General features: G+C 72.4%; 11 protein-coding genes and 2 pseudogenes. 9 read left to right on the top strand and 4 right to left on the bottom strand.

Features of this window, described 5'->3' with window-relative positions; all coding sequences use genetic code 11:
• Window positions 1-25 precede the first annotated feature (25 nt).
• From J5Y09_RS20575 to J5Y09_RS20555, 7 genes and pseudogenes are all read left to right on the top strand, one after another.
• On the top strand, window positions 26-1,762 hold the full coding sequence (locus J5Y09_RS20575; protein WP_209353736.1) for a hydantoinase B/oxoprolinase family protein: 1,737 nt from the start codon (window positions 26-28) through the stop codon (window positions 1,760-1,762).
• Window positions 1,759-2,601 (top strand): FAD binding domain-containing protein, encoded by an 843-nt coding sequence (locus J5Y09_RS20570; RefSeq protein WP_209353735.1) that lies wholly within the window; start codon window positions 1,759-1,761, stop codon window positions 2,599-2,601. The genes J5Y09_RS20575 and J5Y09_RS20570 overlap by 4 nt, the downstream gene beginning before the upstream one ends.
• Window positions 2,598-3,383, top strand: a pseudogene (locus tag J5Y09_RS24880) ((2Fe-2S)-binding protein); the annotation flags it as partial. The gene J5Y09_RS20570 and the pseudogene J5Y09_RS24880, both read left to right, overlap by 4 nt.
• 84 nt (window positions 3,384-3,467) lie before the next feature.
• Window positions 3,468-4,205, top strand: a pseudogene (locus J5Y09_RS24875) (molybdopterin cofactor-binding domain-containing protein); the annotation flags it as partial.
• Window positions 4,185-5,333 carry a xanthine dehydrogenase family protein molybdopterin-binding subunit gene (locus J5Y09_RS24870; RefSeq protein WP_408904076.1) on the top strand — a complete coding sequence of 383 codons (1,149 nt, stop codon included), beginning with the start codon at window positions 4,185-4,187 and terminating at the stop codon, window positions 5,331-5,333. The pseudogene J5Y09_RS24875 and the gene J5Y09_RS24870, both read left to right, overlap by 21 nt.
• Before the next feature lie 5 nt (window positions 5,334-5,338).
• Entirely contained in the window at window positions 5,339-6,835 is a 1,497-nt protein-coding gene (locus J5Y09_RS20560; RefSeq protein WP_245217291.1) for a 6-hydroxynicotinate reductase, read from the top strand.
• Between the two features lie 4 nt (window positions 6,836-6,839).
• On the top strand, window positions 6,840-7,679 hold the full coding sequence (locus tag J5Y09_RS20555) for a UPF0280 family protein (RefSeq protein ID WP_209353732.1): 840 nt from the start codon (window positions 6,840-6,842) through the stop codon (window positions 7,677-7,679).
• Window positions 7,680-7,739: 60 nt separating this feature from the next.
• On the opposite strand, the gene J5Y09_RS20550 is transcribed toward J5Y09_RS20555, so the two are convergent.
• Window positions 7,740-8,807 carry an OmpA family protein gene (locus J5Y09_RS20550; RefSeq protein ID WP_209353731.1) on the bottom strand — a complete coding sequence of 356 codons (1,068 nt, stop codon included), beginning with the start codon at window positions 8,805-8,807 and terminating at the stop codon, window positions 7,740-7,742.
• Between the two features lie 313 nt (window positions 8,808-9,120).
• On the opposite strand from J5Y09_RS20550, the gene J5Y09_RS20545 reads away from it, so the two are divergent.
• Entirely contained in the window at window positions 9,121-11,094 is a 1,974-nt protein-coding gene (locus tag J5Y09_RS20545; RefSeq protein WP_209353730.1) for an elongation factor G, read from the top strand.
• Between the two features lie 77 nt (window positions 11,095-11,171).
• Entirely contained in the window at window positions 11,172-12,848 is a 1,677-nt protein-coding gene (locus tag J5Y09_RS20540; RefSeq protein WP_209353729.1) for a thiamine pyrophosphate-binding protein, read from the top strand.
• 66 nt (window positions 12,849-12,914) lie between these two features.
• Here the strand turns inward: J5Y09_RS20540 and J5Y09_RS20535 are convergent, their stop codons facing one another.
• From J5Y09_RS20535 to J5Y09_RS20525, 3 genes are read right to left on the bottom strand one after another with little or no spacing between them, the layout of a single operon-like run.
• Window positions 12,915-13,478 carry a GNAT family N-acetyltransferase gene (locus J5Y09_RS20535; protein WP_209353728.1) on the bottom strand — a complete coding sequence of 188 codons (564 nt, stop codon included), beginning with the start codon at window positions 13,476-13,478 and terminating at the stop codon, window positions 12,915-12,917.
• Complete coding sequence (locus tag J5Y09_RS20530; protein WP_342451518.1) at window positions 13,475-14,650, bottom strand: Bcr/CflA family multidrug efflux MFS transporter; 1,176 nt, start codon at window positions 14,648-14,650, stop codon at window positions 13,475-13,477. Before J5Y09_RS20530 ends, J5Y09_RS20535 begins: the two co-directional genes overlap by 4 nt.
• The gene (locus J5Y09_RS20525) at window positions 14,647-15,549 is read right to left on the bottom strand and encodes a dihydrodipicolinate synthase family protein (RefSeq protein WP_209353727.1); all 903 of its coding nucleotides are present in this window, start codon (window positions 15,547-15,549) and stop codon (window positions 14,647-14,649) included. The genes J5Y09_RS20530 and J5Y09_RS20525 overlap by 4 nt, the downstream gene beginning before the upstream one ends.
• Window positions 15,550-15,566: the final 17 nt, after the last annotated feature.

The raw sequence follows: 15,566 nt of genomic DNA, 5'->3' as shown, positions 1-15,566 counted from the left end.
TTCACTCCCCCGACCTTTTCACGTGATGGACGCCCTCACCCTCGCCGTCATCCAGGCCGGCCTGACGCAGGTCTGCAACGAGATGGACCTGGCCTTTTCCCGCGCCGCCTTCTCGCCGGTCATCGCCGAGGCGGACGATCGGTCGGACGGCATCTACGCCGCCGAGGACGGCGCGCTCATCGCGCAAGGCGAAGGCGGGCTGCCGGTCTTCGTCGGCGCCATGCAGCACAGCGCCGGGCACATCATCCGCCTGATCCGCGAAGGCGCCGTCGCGCCGCCGGAACCGGGCGACGTCTACATCGTCAACGACCCCTATCTGGGCGGCACGCATCTGATGGATGTGCGCTTCGCCCGCCCCTTCTTCGTCGATGGCGAGTTGTTCTGCTGGCTGCAGAACACCGGCCATTGGCCGGACACGGGCGGCATGGTCCCCGGCGGCTTCTCGGCCCACGCGACGGAGGTCGAACAGGAAGGCCTGCGCCTGCCGCCGGTGAAGCTGTTCAAGCGCGGCGAGATGGATCGCGAGATCCTTTCCATCATCCAGTCCAACATCCGCGTGGCCGACCAGCGCATCGGCGACATCAAGGCGCAGGCCGCGGCGCTGCTGGTCGGCGAAAGGCGCCTTGGCGAGATGATCGCGCGCTATGGCGCGGAGACCTTGCGCGGCGCCATCGCGCTGATCCGGGAACGTGCCGCGGAGCGCATGCGCGCCGAAATCCGCCGCATGCCGGAAGGCATCTGGCGCGCGGAGGCCTTCGTCGATTCCGACGGCGTGGTGAACGAACCGCTGCGCATCGCGCTGGCCGTGACGCGGCGCGGCGATGCGCTGCTGTTCGACTTCGCCGGTTCCTCGCCGCCCTGCGCGGGGCCGATGAACTCGGTCTGGGCCACCACCTATTCTGCGGTGTGCCTGGGCGTGAAGCACATCTTCCCCGACATCCCGATCAATGCCGGCACCTTCGCGCCGCTCGAGATCATCCGGCCCGAGGGCACCTTCCTCGATGCGCGCTACCCGCGGCCGGTCAGCGGCTGCGCGGCGGAAGTCAGCCAGCGCATTGCGGAGGCGGTCTTCCTCTGCCTGGTGCAGGCGCTGCCGGACGAAGTCACCGCCGCGCCCGCCGGAACCTCGGGCAATTTCGCGCTCGGCGGCGTCGATCCGGCGCGCGGCGCGGGCTACGTGATGTACCAGATCACCGGCGGCGGCTATGGCGGCAATGCGCGGGAGGACGGGCTGTCGAACGGCTGTTCCACCATCGGCATCAGCAAGACGGCGCCGGTCGAGGTGATGGAGCAATACTACCCGATCCTGTTCCGCCGCTTCGCGATGCGGGAGGGCTCGGGCGGCGCGGGGATGCATCGCGGCGGCTTCGGCGTGCACTACGAGGTGGAATTGCTGCGCGGCGAGGCGCGCGCGTCCTTCGTCATGGACCATGGCCGCTTCGGCCCGCCCGGCGTGCTCGGCGGTGGCGACGGCGCGCCGAACGAAGTGCGCATTCATCGCGGCGGCACCACGACCATCCCGCCGCATCTGTCGAAGGACCAGGGCATCGCGCTCGCCCCCGGCGACCGCGTCGAGGTGAAGACGCCCGGCGGCGGCGGCTACGGCGATCCGCTCGGGCGCGACCCGGCGCACGTCGCGCGCGACGTGCGGCGCGGCACCTACGATGCAGCGCAGGCGGCCGCGCTGTGGGGCGTGGTGCTGCGCGACGGCGCCGTCGATGCCGCGGCGACCGAAGCCCTGCGCAGGAGCCGCGCGGCATGACCGGCTATTTCCGCCCGCGCAGCCTGGAGGAAGCGCTCGCGATCCGCGCCGAGACGGGCGCCCTGCCACTCGCCGGCGGCACCGACATCCATCCGCTGCGCACGGCGCGCGCCGCCTGGGGCGAGCCCTGGACGACGCCGGTGCTCGATCTCTCCGCCGTGCCGGGTCTCGATGGCATCGTCGAGACGGCGGAAGGCTGGCGCATCGGCGCGCGCAGCAGCTGGACCGACATCGCGGATGCCCGGCTGCCGCCGATGTTCGAAGGGCTGCAAGCCGCGGCGCGGGAGGTGGGCGGCCGCCAGGTGCAGAACCGCGGTACCATCGCGGGCAACCTCGTCACCGCGTCCCCGGCCGGGGATGGCATTCCGAACCTGCTGGCGCTGGAGGCGGAGGTCGAGCTCGCCTCGCGCGACGCGACGCGCCGTCTGCCGGTGGCGGAATTCCTCACCGGCTACCGCGCGACGGCGCTCGCACCGGGAGAGATCGTGACAGCGCTGCACGTGCCGCGATGCGACGGCGCGCGCGGGCGCTTCGAGAAGCTGGGCGCGCGGCGCTACCTCGTCATCTCCATCGCCATGGCCGCGGCGGTGATCGCGACGCAGGGCGACCGGGTTTCCGAGGCGCGCATCGCCATCGGCGCCTGCTCGCCGGTCGCGCGCCGCCTGGCGGCGCTCGAGGCGGCGCTGCTCGGCCTGCATCCATCCGAGATGCCTCGCGTGCCGCAGCCGTCGCATCTCGCGCCGCTCGCGCCGATCGACGATGTCCGCGCCACCGCCGGCTATCGCATGGATGCGGCGCTGGTGCTGCTGCGCGACCTGCTCGCGGGGTTCGCCGCATGATCGCGCTGACCGTCAACGGCGCGCGCCGGGAGGTCGCGGCCGATCCCTTCGCGCCGCTCTCGGACACGCTGCGGGAAGGGCTCGGCCTGACCGGCACGAAGGAAGGCTGCAACGCCGGCGATTGCGGCGCCTGCACGGTGCTGATGGACGGGGTGCAGGTCTGCGCCTGCCTGGTGTCCACCGCCCAGGCGGAAGGGGCGGAGATCACGACGGTCGAGGCCGCGGACCCGCTGCTCGACCGCCTCCGCGCCGCCTTCCTCGCGCGTGGCGCGGCGCAATGCGGCGTCTGCACGCCGGGGATGCTGATGGCCGCGCTCGACCTGCTGCGGCGGGACGCCGCACCCGACCGGGCGGCGGTGGAGGATGCGCTGGGCGGCGTGCTGTGCCGCTGCACCGGCTACCTGCAGATTATCGATGCGGTGCTGGACGCGGCGCGCGGCACGGTCATCGCGCCGCCTGCCGATGGCCGCGTCGGCGCGGCGATCCCGCGCCTGGACGGTGCGCCGAAGGTCGCCGGCACGGAACTCTATGGCGCCGACGACGCGCCTGCGGATGCGCTCTGGCTGCGCGTGGTGCGGTCGCCGCATGCCCATGCGCGCTTCACGCTCGGCGACCTCGACGCCGCGCGGCGGCGCCTGGGTCTGGAAGCGATCCTGTCGGCGCGCGACGTGCCGGGGCTGAACGGCTTCGGCATCATGCCGAACCTCAAGGACCAGCCGGTCTTCGCGGATGGCTATGTGCGCTATCGCGGCGAGGCTGTGCTCGGCCTGCTTGGCGATCGCGCCACGCTCGCCGCGGTGCGCGACGCCGACCTGCCGGTCGCGTGGGAAGTCCTGCCGCCGCTGCACGGCGTCGATGCCGCGTCGATGCCGGATGCGCCGCGGCTGCACGACCACGCCCCGGGGAACATCCTGGTGCGCGGGCATCTGCGCACCGGCAACGCGGAACCCGCCTTCGCGACGAGCGCCGCCCGCGCCGAAGGCACCTTCCGCACCGCCTTCGTCGAGCACGCCTATATCGAGCTCGAGGCCGGCCACGCCATCCCTGGCGCGGACGGCGCCATGACCGTCTTCGCCTGCACCCAGGCGCCGGTGATGGACCGGGAGGAGACGGCGCGCGTACTCGGCGTGGCGGAAGATGCCGTGCGCATCGTGCCGACCGCCTGCGGCGGCGGCTTCGGCGGCAAGCTCGACGTCTCGGTGCAGCCGCTGCTCGCGGTCGCGGCGCGCGTCGCCAAGCGCCCGGTGCGCATGACCTATACGCGCACGGAGAGCATGGCGGCGTCCACCAAGCGCCACCCGGCCATCCTGCATGCGCGCATGGCCGCCGATGCAGAAGGGCGCTTCACCGCCTTCATGCTCGATGGCGACTTCAACACCGGCGCCTATGCGTCCTGGGGCCCGACGGTCGCGAACCGCGTGCCGGTGCACGCCTCCGGCCCCTATCGCGTGCCGAACGTGCTGAACCGCACCCGCGCGGTCTACACCAACGACACGCCGGCCGGCGCCTTCCGCGGCTTCGGCGTGCCGCAGGCGGCAATTGCGACCGAAGCGCTTGTGGACGACCTTGCCATCGCGCTCGGCATGGATCGCTGGGAGATCCGGCGGCGCAACGCGCTCGGCAAGGGCGATGTCACACCGTCAGGCCAGGTGCTGCACGCCTCGGCGGGCCTGCCCGAATGCCTCGATGCGCTGAAGCCGGAATGGGAGGCGCTGCTCGCGCGTGTCGCCGCGCACAACGCGGCGCATGCGCGCCATCGCCTCGGCGCCGGCATCGCCTGCATGTGGTACGGCTGCGGCAACACGGCGCTGTCGAACCCGTCCACGATGCGCATCAGCCTCGCGCGCGACGGCACGCTCACGCTGTTCAACGGCGCGGTCGACATCGGCCAGGGCAGCACGACGGTGATCGGGCAGATCGCCGCCGACGCGCTCGGCCTGCCGCTGGCCTCCCTGCGCCAGGTGCTGGGCGACACGGCGCTGACGCCGGATGCGGGCAAGACCTCCGCCTCCCGCCAAACCTTCGTCAGCGGCCGCGCGGCGGCCGAGGCGGCGAAGGCGCTGCGCGCGCGCATCCTCGCGCTGGCCAATGCGGGAGATGGCGCGACGCTCGCGCTGGACGGGTCGCTGCTGACGGTGCGGGATGCGCACACCAGGCGCGTCATCGACCTCGCCGCGCTGGATGCCGACCTGGTCGCGGAAGCGCGCTACGATCCGCCGACCGTGCCGCTCGACGCCGATGGCCAGGGCGTGCCCTACGCCACCTACGGCTTCGCCGCGCAGGTCGCGCTGGTGCGGGTGGATACGGCGCTGGGGACGGTGAAGGTGGAGGAGATCGCGGTGGCGCAGGATGTCGGGCGCGCGGTGAATCCGCTGCTCGTCGCCGGGCAGATCCATGGCGGCATCGCGCAGGGCCTCGGGCTCGCGCTGATGGAGGAATTCATCCCCGGCCGCACCGAGAGCCTGCACGACTACCTGATCCCGACCGCGGGCGACATGCCGGCGATCCGCATCCATCTGATCGAGGATCCCGAGCCGGAGGGTCCCTTCGGCGCGAAGGGCGTGGGCGAGCCGGCGCTGGTGCCGACGGCGCCGGCGATCCTGTCCGCCATCCGGCACGCGACGGGCGTGCGCATGACGGAGGTGCCGGTGCTGCCGCATCGGCTGTTTGCGGGACTCGAGGGAGGAGAACCTCCCCCGGGCCCCCTCCCTTCCTTGGCTGTTGGGGACTGATGGCGATGGACAGCGCCAGATCCAGCCGCGCCCAACGCGGCGAGAAGTTCGGCGCCGCCGAGGGCGACGGCATCATCCGCTGCGACGCCTGCCCCGTGCTCTGCCGCATCCGCCCCGGCCGCGCCGGCGCGTGCTCGCGCTACGCCAACCACGATGGCGTGCTGGTGCGTACCGATCCCGCGCTCGCCCTGACGCAGGCGATGGAAGGCAATGCGCCGCTCGTGCCCTTCGCCCAGGCGGAATGGGATGGCGCGCTGCTCGATCCTTCGCGCGTCTTCGTCACGGGCATCGGCGCCGGCACCACCTATCCCGACTACAAGCCAGCGCCCTTCATCGTCGGCGCCAGCCATGCGGGCATCGACACCGTCACCGTCGTGACGGAAGGCATGTTCAGCTACTGCGGCGTGAAGGTGAAGATCGACACCGACCGGCACCTCGGCCCCGAAGCCGCGGCGGTGCGCGTGCAGGGCGAACAGGTCGGCCACGTCACGACAGCCGAATACGGGTCGCAGATGCTGTCCATCGGCGGCGTGCGCCACCTGACGGGCGGGTCGAAGAAGGAAGGCGTCGTCACCTGCGACACGCTTCTGAAGCTGTGCGAGGCCGCGCCCGTCGAGATGACGATCGATGGTGGCCACAGCGTCGTCGTCCAGGCCGGTGCGGCGCCGATCGTGGACGGCGTGGCGGAGACGCGCATGCGCGTCGGCTGCGGCAGCGCGACGGTCGGGATCTTCGCGCAGCAATGGCTCGGCCATGTGGACGAGGTCATCGTCGTCGACGACCACATCACCGGCGTGCTGACCGAGCACCAGGCCGGCCGCGTGCTGCACATGCGCGCCGCGGGCATCCGCGTGCGTGGCCGGCGCTCCACGCCCGGGCGCTACTTCCAGGTGGCGCGGCCGGGGCTCGGCTGGGGCGGGACGGATATCACCGACCCGCTCGAGGTCATCGAGCGCATCGACCCCGCCATCGCCTGGCCCGGCCTGCGCCTGCTGATGACGAGCACGACCGGCGACCACGCGCTCTATTGCGTGCTGGACGAGGCGCTGCGCCCGGTCGAGGCCGAGATGCCCGAGGCGGTGCGCCGCGTGGTGGATCGCATCGGGGAGAATTGCGAGCCCTCGCTCTGCTCCGTGCTGTTCATGGCCGGCGCCGGCGGGTCGCTGCGCGCGGGCGTGACCGAGAATCCGGTGCTGCTGACGCGATCCGTCGCGGCCGGCGAAACGCGCGTCACCATGGGCGGCGCGCCCGTCTATCTCTGGCCCGGCGGCGGCATCACGGTGATGGCGGATGTGCTGCGCATGCCCCGGCGCGCCTTCGGCACGGTGCCGACGCCTGCGATCGTGGCGCCGATCGAATTCACCCTGCCGCGCGACCTGTACCGGCGACTCGGTGGCCACATGGACCAGGTGCAGCCGGTCGAGGAGGTGCTGCGCGGACTCGGCGAGGACCTCCGCGTCGAGACCTGGCACCAGGCCAACCCCTGGCCCTTCCCGCGCTGAGGCGATGCAGCCGCCGGTCGCGCAGCGGCTCGCGGATGGCCGGCTGCATCTCAGCCACGGCCCGATCGACCTGGTGATCGGCGCCTGGGGACGCGAATCGGACGTCGCGGCGGCCGAGCGCGCGGCGATGGCGCTGTTCCCGGGGATCCTGCCCGGCCTCGCGGCGGAACGGGCCGAATTGCGCAAGCCGATGGATCGCGCGCCGCGCGTCACGCATCCCGTCGCGCGGCGCATGGTCGCGGCCTGCACGCCCTTCAGCCCGCATTTCCTGACGCCGATGGCGGCCGTCGCCGGCGCCGTCGCGGACCATGTGCTGGCGGCGATGCTGGCGGCCGCGCCGCTCACGCGGGCCTATGTGAACGATGGCGGGGACATCGCGCTGCATGTCGCGCCGGGCGAGTCGCTCGCGATCGGACTTGCCGCGACGCCGGAGTCGCTCGCCATGGATGGTGCGCTGCGCGTGACGGATGGCAGCGGCATCGGTGGAGTCGCGACTTCGGGCCGGCATGGGCGGTCCTTCTCGCTCGGCATCGCCGATGCGGTGACGGTGCTGGCGCGGGATGCCGCGACGGCGGACGCGGCGGCGACGCTGATCGCAAATGCGGTGGATGTGGACAGCACGGCGGTGCGGCGGGCGCCGGCGGCGAGCCTCGATCCGGATAGCGACCTGGGCGATCGGTTGGTCACTGTGGCGGTCGGCGCGTTGAGCGCGGCGGAGGTCGCGGCGGCGTTGGATGCGGGCCTGGCGCGCGCGGAAGCCTTCCGCGCGGCCGGGCTGATCCTGGGTGCCGCGCTGCGCCTGTCCGGCGCCGCGCGCGTTACGGGCGTGGCGCTGCCCCCCTGAACGCAGAAAGGGCCGCCTTTCGGCGGCCCTTCCGGTAGATGTCGCGTCGAGCGCCCCCGCTTAGCGGAGGACGATCTCCACGCGGCGGTTCTGCGGCTCGCGGACGTTGTCCGGGGTCGGGACGAGCAGCTGGCTCTGGCCGAAGCCGCGCGTCACGATCTCGTTCCGCGGCACGCCCAGGCGGACCAGCTCGCCGGCAACCGCGGCGGCGCGACGCTCGGACAGGCCCTGGTTGTAGCGGGCGGAGCCCGAGGTGTCGGTGTGGCCGTTCACCTCGATGCGGGTCACCTGCTGCGTGCGGCGCGCCTGGGCGGCCTCGCCGATGATCTGACGCGCGCGGGCGGTCAGGTCGGCGCGGTTCCAGTCGAAGAACACGAGGAAGGTGCGCGCCGGCGCCGGGGCCGCGGCGGCCGCGGCCACCGGGGCGGCCGAGCGGCCGAAGTTGTAGCGCACGCCGAACATGATCGAGTGGTTGAAGTTGTCCGCCTCGAAGGTCGCGCGCTGCGTCGGCGCACCGGTCGTCGCGATCGAGCCGTCGATGTCATGGCCGAGCGTGCCCATGAAGCGGTACTCGGCCGTCAGCGCGAGGCCCGGCACCGCGTCGATCGGCAGCGCGACGCCGACGATCGCCTGGTAGGCGAAGTTGCCCTCGTCGCCGTCGAGCGTGACGGTCGACGTGCCGGCGACGCCCCGCACGCTGTCATAGTTGTGGATCTGGTAGCCGAGGCCGACGCCGACATACGGGGCGATGCCGCCGAGGTTGAAGTCATACAGCGCGTTGACCATCGCGCCGTAGGACTGGGCGGAGCCGCCGGCGCGGCTGTAGTTGCCCGGGGCGCCCTTGATCACGTCGATGTCGTTGGTGCGGTAGCTGCCCTCGAGCTCGAGGCGCAGGCCGTTGCCGAAGCCGTAGCCGACGCTGAGCACGCCGGCCCAGCCCCACTCGAAGCCCGGCTCGACCGTGCGCGCCGGGGCAGCGCCGATGCTGTCCGAGCTGCCCATCAGGTAGTTCCCGCCAAGGCCGGCGCCGACATACACGCCCTGCACCCGGGGGTCCCAGCTCTGCGCGTTCGCCGCCATCGGCAGCGACAGCAGCGTCGCGGCAAGAAGCGTCTTCCTGAAGCTCATCGTCATTCCTCGCATCCGGATCACGCACCGGCGACGCCGGTGCAAGAGACTTCACCCCAATCCGGGGTCGGACGGACTTTAACCACAACCGACACGGCTTGGGGCAAGGTCCGGGCGCCCCTTCCGACATATCCGCGCCAGTGTGGCGAGCATGCCACACCCTGTGGCACCATCGTGCGCAGCCACCGGGCGCGATTTTTCCCCGCATGGCGACCAGGGCGGCGCTAGGCTTCCTCCCGGCGGCCCTCCGCCGGGCCGCCGTCCAACACGGCCGGCGCAAAGCCAGGCCAAGGCTCGGAGGGAGGCAAACGCCATGAATTCCGGTCCGAATGAGGCCCGTAGCCCGTCGAGACGGCCCCGCGCCGTCGTCCTGATCGGTCCCCAGGGCAGCGGCAAATCCACCCTGTTCGAGGCCCTGCTTGCCGCCGCCGGCAGCCCCCCCGGGCGCCGCAACGGCGACGCCCGGCAGCGCGCCATGGGGACCGAAGCCCGGCTGGGCCATTGCACCTTCATGGGGGATGCCTGGGCGCTGCTCGACTGCCCGGGCTCGGTCGAATTCGCGCAGGAGCAGGCGGCCGCGCTCGCCGTGGCCGACCTCGCGCTGATCGTCTGCGAGCCCGACCCCGGCCGCGCCGCCACCCTCGCCCCCGCCTTCCACGCGCTGGAAGCCGCCGGCCTGCCCGCCATGGTCTTCGTCAACAAGGCCGACACGCTGGGCGAGACGCATGTGCGGGACACCCTCGCCGCGCTCCAGGCCCATTCCCGCCGGCCGCTCGTCCTCCGCCAGGTGCCGATCCGGGAGGGCGGGGAGGTCACCGGCTATGTCGACTTGGTCAGCGAGCGCGCCTATCGCTGGCGCCGCGGCGCCCCCTCCGACCTCATCCGCATCCCCGAACAGATGATGGCGCGGGAGGCCGAGGCCCGCGCCGCGCTGGCCGAGGCGCTGGCCGACCACGACGATTCGTTGCTGGAAATGGTGGTCGAGGACACCGTCCCGACACCCGACGACCTCTATCGCCCCATGCACGCGGATGTCGTGGCCGGCGCGCTCGACCCGGTGCTGATCGGCGCCGCGGAGCGCCGCCACGGCGTGCTGCGCCTGTGGAAGGCGCTGCGCCACGACGTGCCGGGGCCGGAGGTGACCGCCGCGCGGCGCGGCATCGCGCAGGAGGGCGAGGCGCTGGCGCAGGTCTTCCGCACCCTCCATGCCGGGCATGGCGGAAAGCTCTCCTTCGCCAGGATCTGGCGCGGCGCGGTGAAGGATGGCGCGACGCTGGGCGGCGGCCGCATCGGCGGCATCACCCGATACATGGGTGGCGAGGCCGCGAAGGTGCCGGAAGCCGGGATGGGCGAGGTCGTCGCCCTGGGCCGGCTCGAATCGGCCGCGACGGGGGATGTTCTCTCCCCTTCCGGCAGCGCGCCCACCCTGCCCTTCCCGGCCGCGCCGCAGCCCGTCTTCGCGCTTGCGATCGCGACCGAGGACCGCAAGGACGATGTGCGCCTGTCGGGCGCGCTGGCGCGGCTGGCGGAGGAAGACCCCTCGATCTCGGTCATCCACGATGCGGAAGCGGGGCAGATCCTGCTCGCGGGCCAGGGCGACCTGCATCTGGGCCATGCCGTCGCGCGGCTGGCCGAAGCGCATGGCGTGCGCGTGGCGACCAGCCGGCCGCGCATCGCCTTCAAGGAGACCATCCGCCACCCGGCGCGCCACCACGCCCGCCATCGCCGCCAGACCGGCGGGCACGGCCAGTTCGCCGACGTGACGCTGGAAGTCGCGCCGCGCACGCGCGGGGACGGCTTCGTCTTCGAGGACCGCATCGTCGGCGGCGCCATCCCGCGCAAGTTCATCCCCGCGGTGGGCGAGGCGGCGGAGGAAGCGGCGCGCCGCGGCCCGCTCGGCAACCCCGTGGTCGATGTCCAGGTCACGCTGCTCGACGGCGCCTTCCACAGCGTCGATTCCTCCGACATGGCCTTCGCCACCGCGACGCGCATGGCGATGCAGGAGGCGCTGTCGAAGGCCGAGCCGGTGGTGCTGGAACCGGTCGACCAGGTGACGGTGCTGGTGCCGCAGGACGGCACCGCCGCGGCGCAACGCCTGCTGACCGGGCGACGCGGGCAGATCCTCGGCTATGCCGAGAAGCCCGACTGGCCCGGCTGGGACGAGGTGCAGGCGCTGGTGCCGGAATCCGAGTTGCACGACCTGATCATCGAGCTGCGGTCCCAGACCATGGGCCTGGGCACCTACACCCGCCGCTTCGACCACCTGGCCGAGACGCGGGCCAGATAGGCGCCATGCGCGGCGGGGGCCTTTGCAGCCCCCGCCGGCGTGGCACACTCCCCGGCATTCTCGGGGGAACGTCGCGCATGGAACGCCAGTACACGGTCGCCGATCTCGTCGCGGACATCCTGCCGCGCATCGGCGTCTCCACCGTCTTCGGCATCGTCTCGGTGCACAACATCCCGATGCTGGACGCGATCGGGCAGCGCAACGCGCTGCGCTACGTCATGGCGCGGGGCGAGATGGGCGGGGCGCACATGGCCGATGCCTATGCCCGCGTCTCGGGCCATCTCGGCGTGCTGTTCACCAGCACCGGCCCCGGCATGGCGAACGCGATCCCCGGCCTGGTCGAGGCGCGCTTCGCGGGGTCCCCCGTGCTGCACATCACCGGCCAGACGGCGACGAAGCACATCGACCGCGATGCCGGCACGGTGCACGACGTGCCGGGCCAAACGGCGATGCTCGCCGCCGCCTGCAAGGCGGCCTATCGCGTGCGCAGCGCGAACGAGGCCTTCGGCGTGCTGGTGCGCGCGGCGGCCGAGGCGCTGTCCGCGCCGCGCGGGCCGGTCTCGGTCGAGATCCCGATCGACCTGCAGCGCGCACCGATCGCGCGGCCGGCGGGGCTCGATGCGCTCGCGCTGCCCATCGCCGCGCCGCTGCCGCCGAACCCGTCCGAGCTCGACGCCGCGGCGGAAATCCTCGCCGCGGCGAAGCGGCCCATGCTCTGGCTCGGCAATGGCGCCAAGCAGGCGCGCGCGGCGGCGATGCGGCTGATGGGCCTCGGCTTCGGCGCCGTCTCCTCCTGGAACGGGCGCGGCATCGTCCCCGAGGACCATCCGATGACGCTCGGCGGGCTGCACGGCAACGGCTCCCCGCGCGTGCAGTCCTTCTATGAGAGCGTGGACGCCATGCTCGTCGTGGGCTCGCGCCTGCGCGGGCACGAGACGGGCGATTTCTCGCTCAAGCTGCCCAAGACGCTGATCCACGTGGATTGCGACGCCACGGCGAATGGCCGCACCTATCCGAACACGCTGTTCGTCCATGGCGACGCGGCGCTGGCGATGGAGGGGATCGCGGAGCGCCTGTCGGGCGGAACCGCGCTCGACCACGGCTTCGCCGAGGATTTTGCCGCCATGCATGCGCGGGCGCGGGACGAATACCTCGCGACGCTCGGGCCCTATGCCGGCTTCCCGGACGCGATCCGCGCCGCCCTGCCGCGCGACGGCGTCTGGGTGCGCGACATCACCATATCCAACTCCACCTGGGGCAACCGCATCTTCCCGATCTACGACCCGCTCACCGCCGTGCATCCCGTGGGCGCGGCGATCGGGCCGGGACTCGCACTCGGCATCGGCGCGGCCATCGCGGCGGACGGGCGCAAGACCATCGCCATGTGCGGCGATGGCGGCTTCTCGCTCGGCATGTGCGAGCTCTGGACCGTGGCGCAGGAAAGGCCCGACCTCGTCACCATGGTGATGAACGACGGCGGCTACGGCGTGATCCGCCACATCCAGGACGCGGTCGCCGATGGGCGGCAGTTCGGGCACGATCTGCTGACGCCGGACCTCGGCGGGCTCGCCGCCCTCGCGGGGCTGCCCTTCTTCAAGGTCAGCAGCGCCGAAAGCGTGGGCGCGGTGCTGTCCCAGGCATTCGCCGTGAAGGGGCCAGCGCTGGTGGAGGTCGACATGCGCGCGATCGGGGCAGTGCCGCCCTATGCGCCCTATGCGACCATGGGCAAGCATGCGGAGCGGGCGCGGCAGTAAAGACGGAGGGGCGTCGCCCCTCCGGACCACCCCACCAAAGGCCGAGAGGCCTTTGGAAACCATCACCTATAGCGCGATCCGGTAGAGCAGGGCGTCGTCGCCGCCATAGGCGGCGTCCTTGCGGAAGTGTCCCAGGGCCATGCCGCCATTGGCGGTGATGACCTTCCGGGAGGCGATGTTCCCCGGATCTGTCGTCAGGTCGAGATGCGCGAGGCCGACCGACCGCGCCTCCGGCAGCAGCAGCGCCAGCGCGCGCGTCGCATGCCCCTGCCCGCGCTTCCACGGCACCACGGCATAGCCGACATGGCCCAGCACATGCGGCGGCAGGGCGGAGGTGCCGGGCTGCCAGCGCAGGTGGATCGCGCCGCAGAACTCGCCATCCCAGATCCAGCGCGTGACGCTCGGCAGGCGCGGCACCGTCGTGCCATCGGGCAGGGTGATCGGGCCGGCCAGCGCCTCGGGGTCCTCAAGGCTGGCCAAGAACGATTCCGCGTCGCGCGCGATCGCAGCGAGATGCGCGCGGACAACCGCCTCGCCGCCGACATTGAAGGGCGACCACCCGGCATCCAGCGCGTCGGCATAGCCGCCCAGCGCCTCCAGCGCCGGACGGATCAGCCGCGTCGCACTCATCGGGCGAGGGTCGCGCGCGCCGCCCACCCCGCCACGCCGCAGGCCGCGATCACCGCCGCCATCGGCAGCGCCGTGCCGTCCTGCGCCAGGCCCAGCACCGCGCCGACCGCAGCGCCGATGCCGAATTGCAGCGTGCCCATCAGCGCCGAGGCATTGCCCGCGATCCTGCCATGCGGCCCCATGCCGAGGGCGACCGTCAGCGGCATCACCGCCCCGATCATCGCCACATAGCCGAACAGCGCGACGACGATGCCGCGGAACCCGAAGGCACCGGTCGCCGTCACCAGCAACAGCGCGAGCCCGGCGACGGCGGCGACGGCGAGCACCACCGGCAGCAGCCGCGCCGGCGCGACCTTCTGCGCGAGCCGCGACGCCACCTGCCCCACCACCATGATGCCGACGGCATTCGCCCCGAAATAGAAGCCGTAATGCCCGGGCTGCACGCCGTGCAGTTCCATGAACACGAAGGGCGAGCCGATGATGTAGGCGAACATGCCGCCGATGATGAAGCCGCCGGCCAGCGCATGGCCCATAAAGCGCGCATCCCGAAGCAGGCCCCACCAGATGCCCAGCGTCGCGACCAGGCCGTCCCGGCGCCGGCGTTCGGGCGGCAGCGTCTCCGGCAGGTACAGCGCGATCAGCAGCATCATCGCCGCGCCGTACAGCGCCAGCACGACGAAGATCCCGCGCCAGCCGAACACCGGCAGCATCGCGCCGCCGACCAGGGGGGCCACGATCGGCGCGATGCTCATCACCAGCATCAGGGACGCCATCAGTCGCACCGCGCCGCGTTCATCCGTCACGTCCCGCACCACGGCGCGCGCGATGACCATGCCCGAGCAGCCGCCCAGCGCCTGCGCCAGCCGCGCGAGCGTCAGCGATCCGATATCCGGCGCCGCCGCGCAGACCGCCGAGGCCAGCGCGAACAGGCCGAGCCCCGCGAACAACGGCGCGCGCCGCCCGAAGCGGTCCGCGACCGGCCCGTAGAAGACCTGCCCCACCGCCATGCCGAGGAAATAGACCGCGAGCGTCCCCTGCACCGCGCCCGGCGTGGTCTCGAGCGACTGCGCCAGCGCCGGGAAGGCCGGCAGGTACATGTCGACGGAGAAGGGCCCCATCCCCGCCAGCGCGCCGAGGATCAGCGCAAGCGTCCGGTGGCTGGGCGCGCTCACGCCGCCGGCGCCTCCGCCAGCGCCTGCGCGGCGAGGCCGAGCGCGCGCTCAACCGCCGCGCGTCCCTCGGCCGAGAGCGGCGCCTGGGGCGGGATCGGGTCGCCCACCGCGAAACCCTGGATCTGCAGCGCGCCCTTGATGCAGGCGGCCAGCGAATGCGCGGCGAACAATTCGTTCACCCGCCACAACGCCTTCTGCAAGGCCATCGCCGCATCCCAACGGCCGGCGCGGCACAACTCGAACAGGCGGACGCTCTCGCGCGGGATCGCGCAGGCGGGCCCCGCCATCCAGCCCTTGCCCCCGATGAGCATCACCGCGGCCGGGATGTGGGCGGAGGCGGCAAACACCTCCATCCGCCCGGCGCATCGATTGATGATCGACAGCAGCCGCCCCGTATTGGTGGAGGCGTCCTTGATCAGCCCGATGCGGGGGTGGTGCGACAATTGCTCGATCGCCGGCAGCGAGAGGTCGGATCGCTGGAAGTTCGGGTTGGTGTAGAGCACCGTCGGCAGGTCGGTCGCATCCGCCACCGCGGTGAAGTAGGCGACGATGCCGGCATCGCTCACCGGGAAATAGGCTTCGAGGATGGCGAGGATCCCATCCGCGCCGATCGCCGCGTAGTCGCGCGCTTGCCGCACCGCGTCGGCCGTCGTGGTCGCCGCGACGCCGGCCACCACGGGCACGCGGCCGCGCGCCTGGTCGACCACGATCTCGACGATGCGCCGCCGCTGCGCCGCGTCGAGGTAGGCGAATTCCCCCGTGCTGCCGAGCGGCGTCAGCCCATGCACGCCGGCCGCGATGAGATGCTCCACCAGGCGGCGGAGCTCGCCCTCCAGCACCGCGCCATCCGGCGCGATGGGGGAGACGAGATAGGGGAAGACGCCGTGGAAACCGCTCATGCTACCAGTCTAGCGCG

The sequence above is a fragment of the Roseomonas nitratireducens genome (assembly GCF_017813355.1).
In the GTDB taxonomy this organism is placed as follows: domain Bacteria; phylum Pseudomonadota; class Alphaproteobacteria; order Acetobacterales; family Acetobacteraceae; genus Neoroseomonas; species Neoroseomonas nitratireducens.
This window is presented reverse-complemented; position numbering and strand designations above follow the sequence as displayed.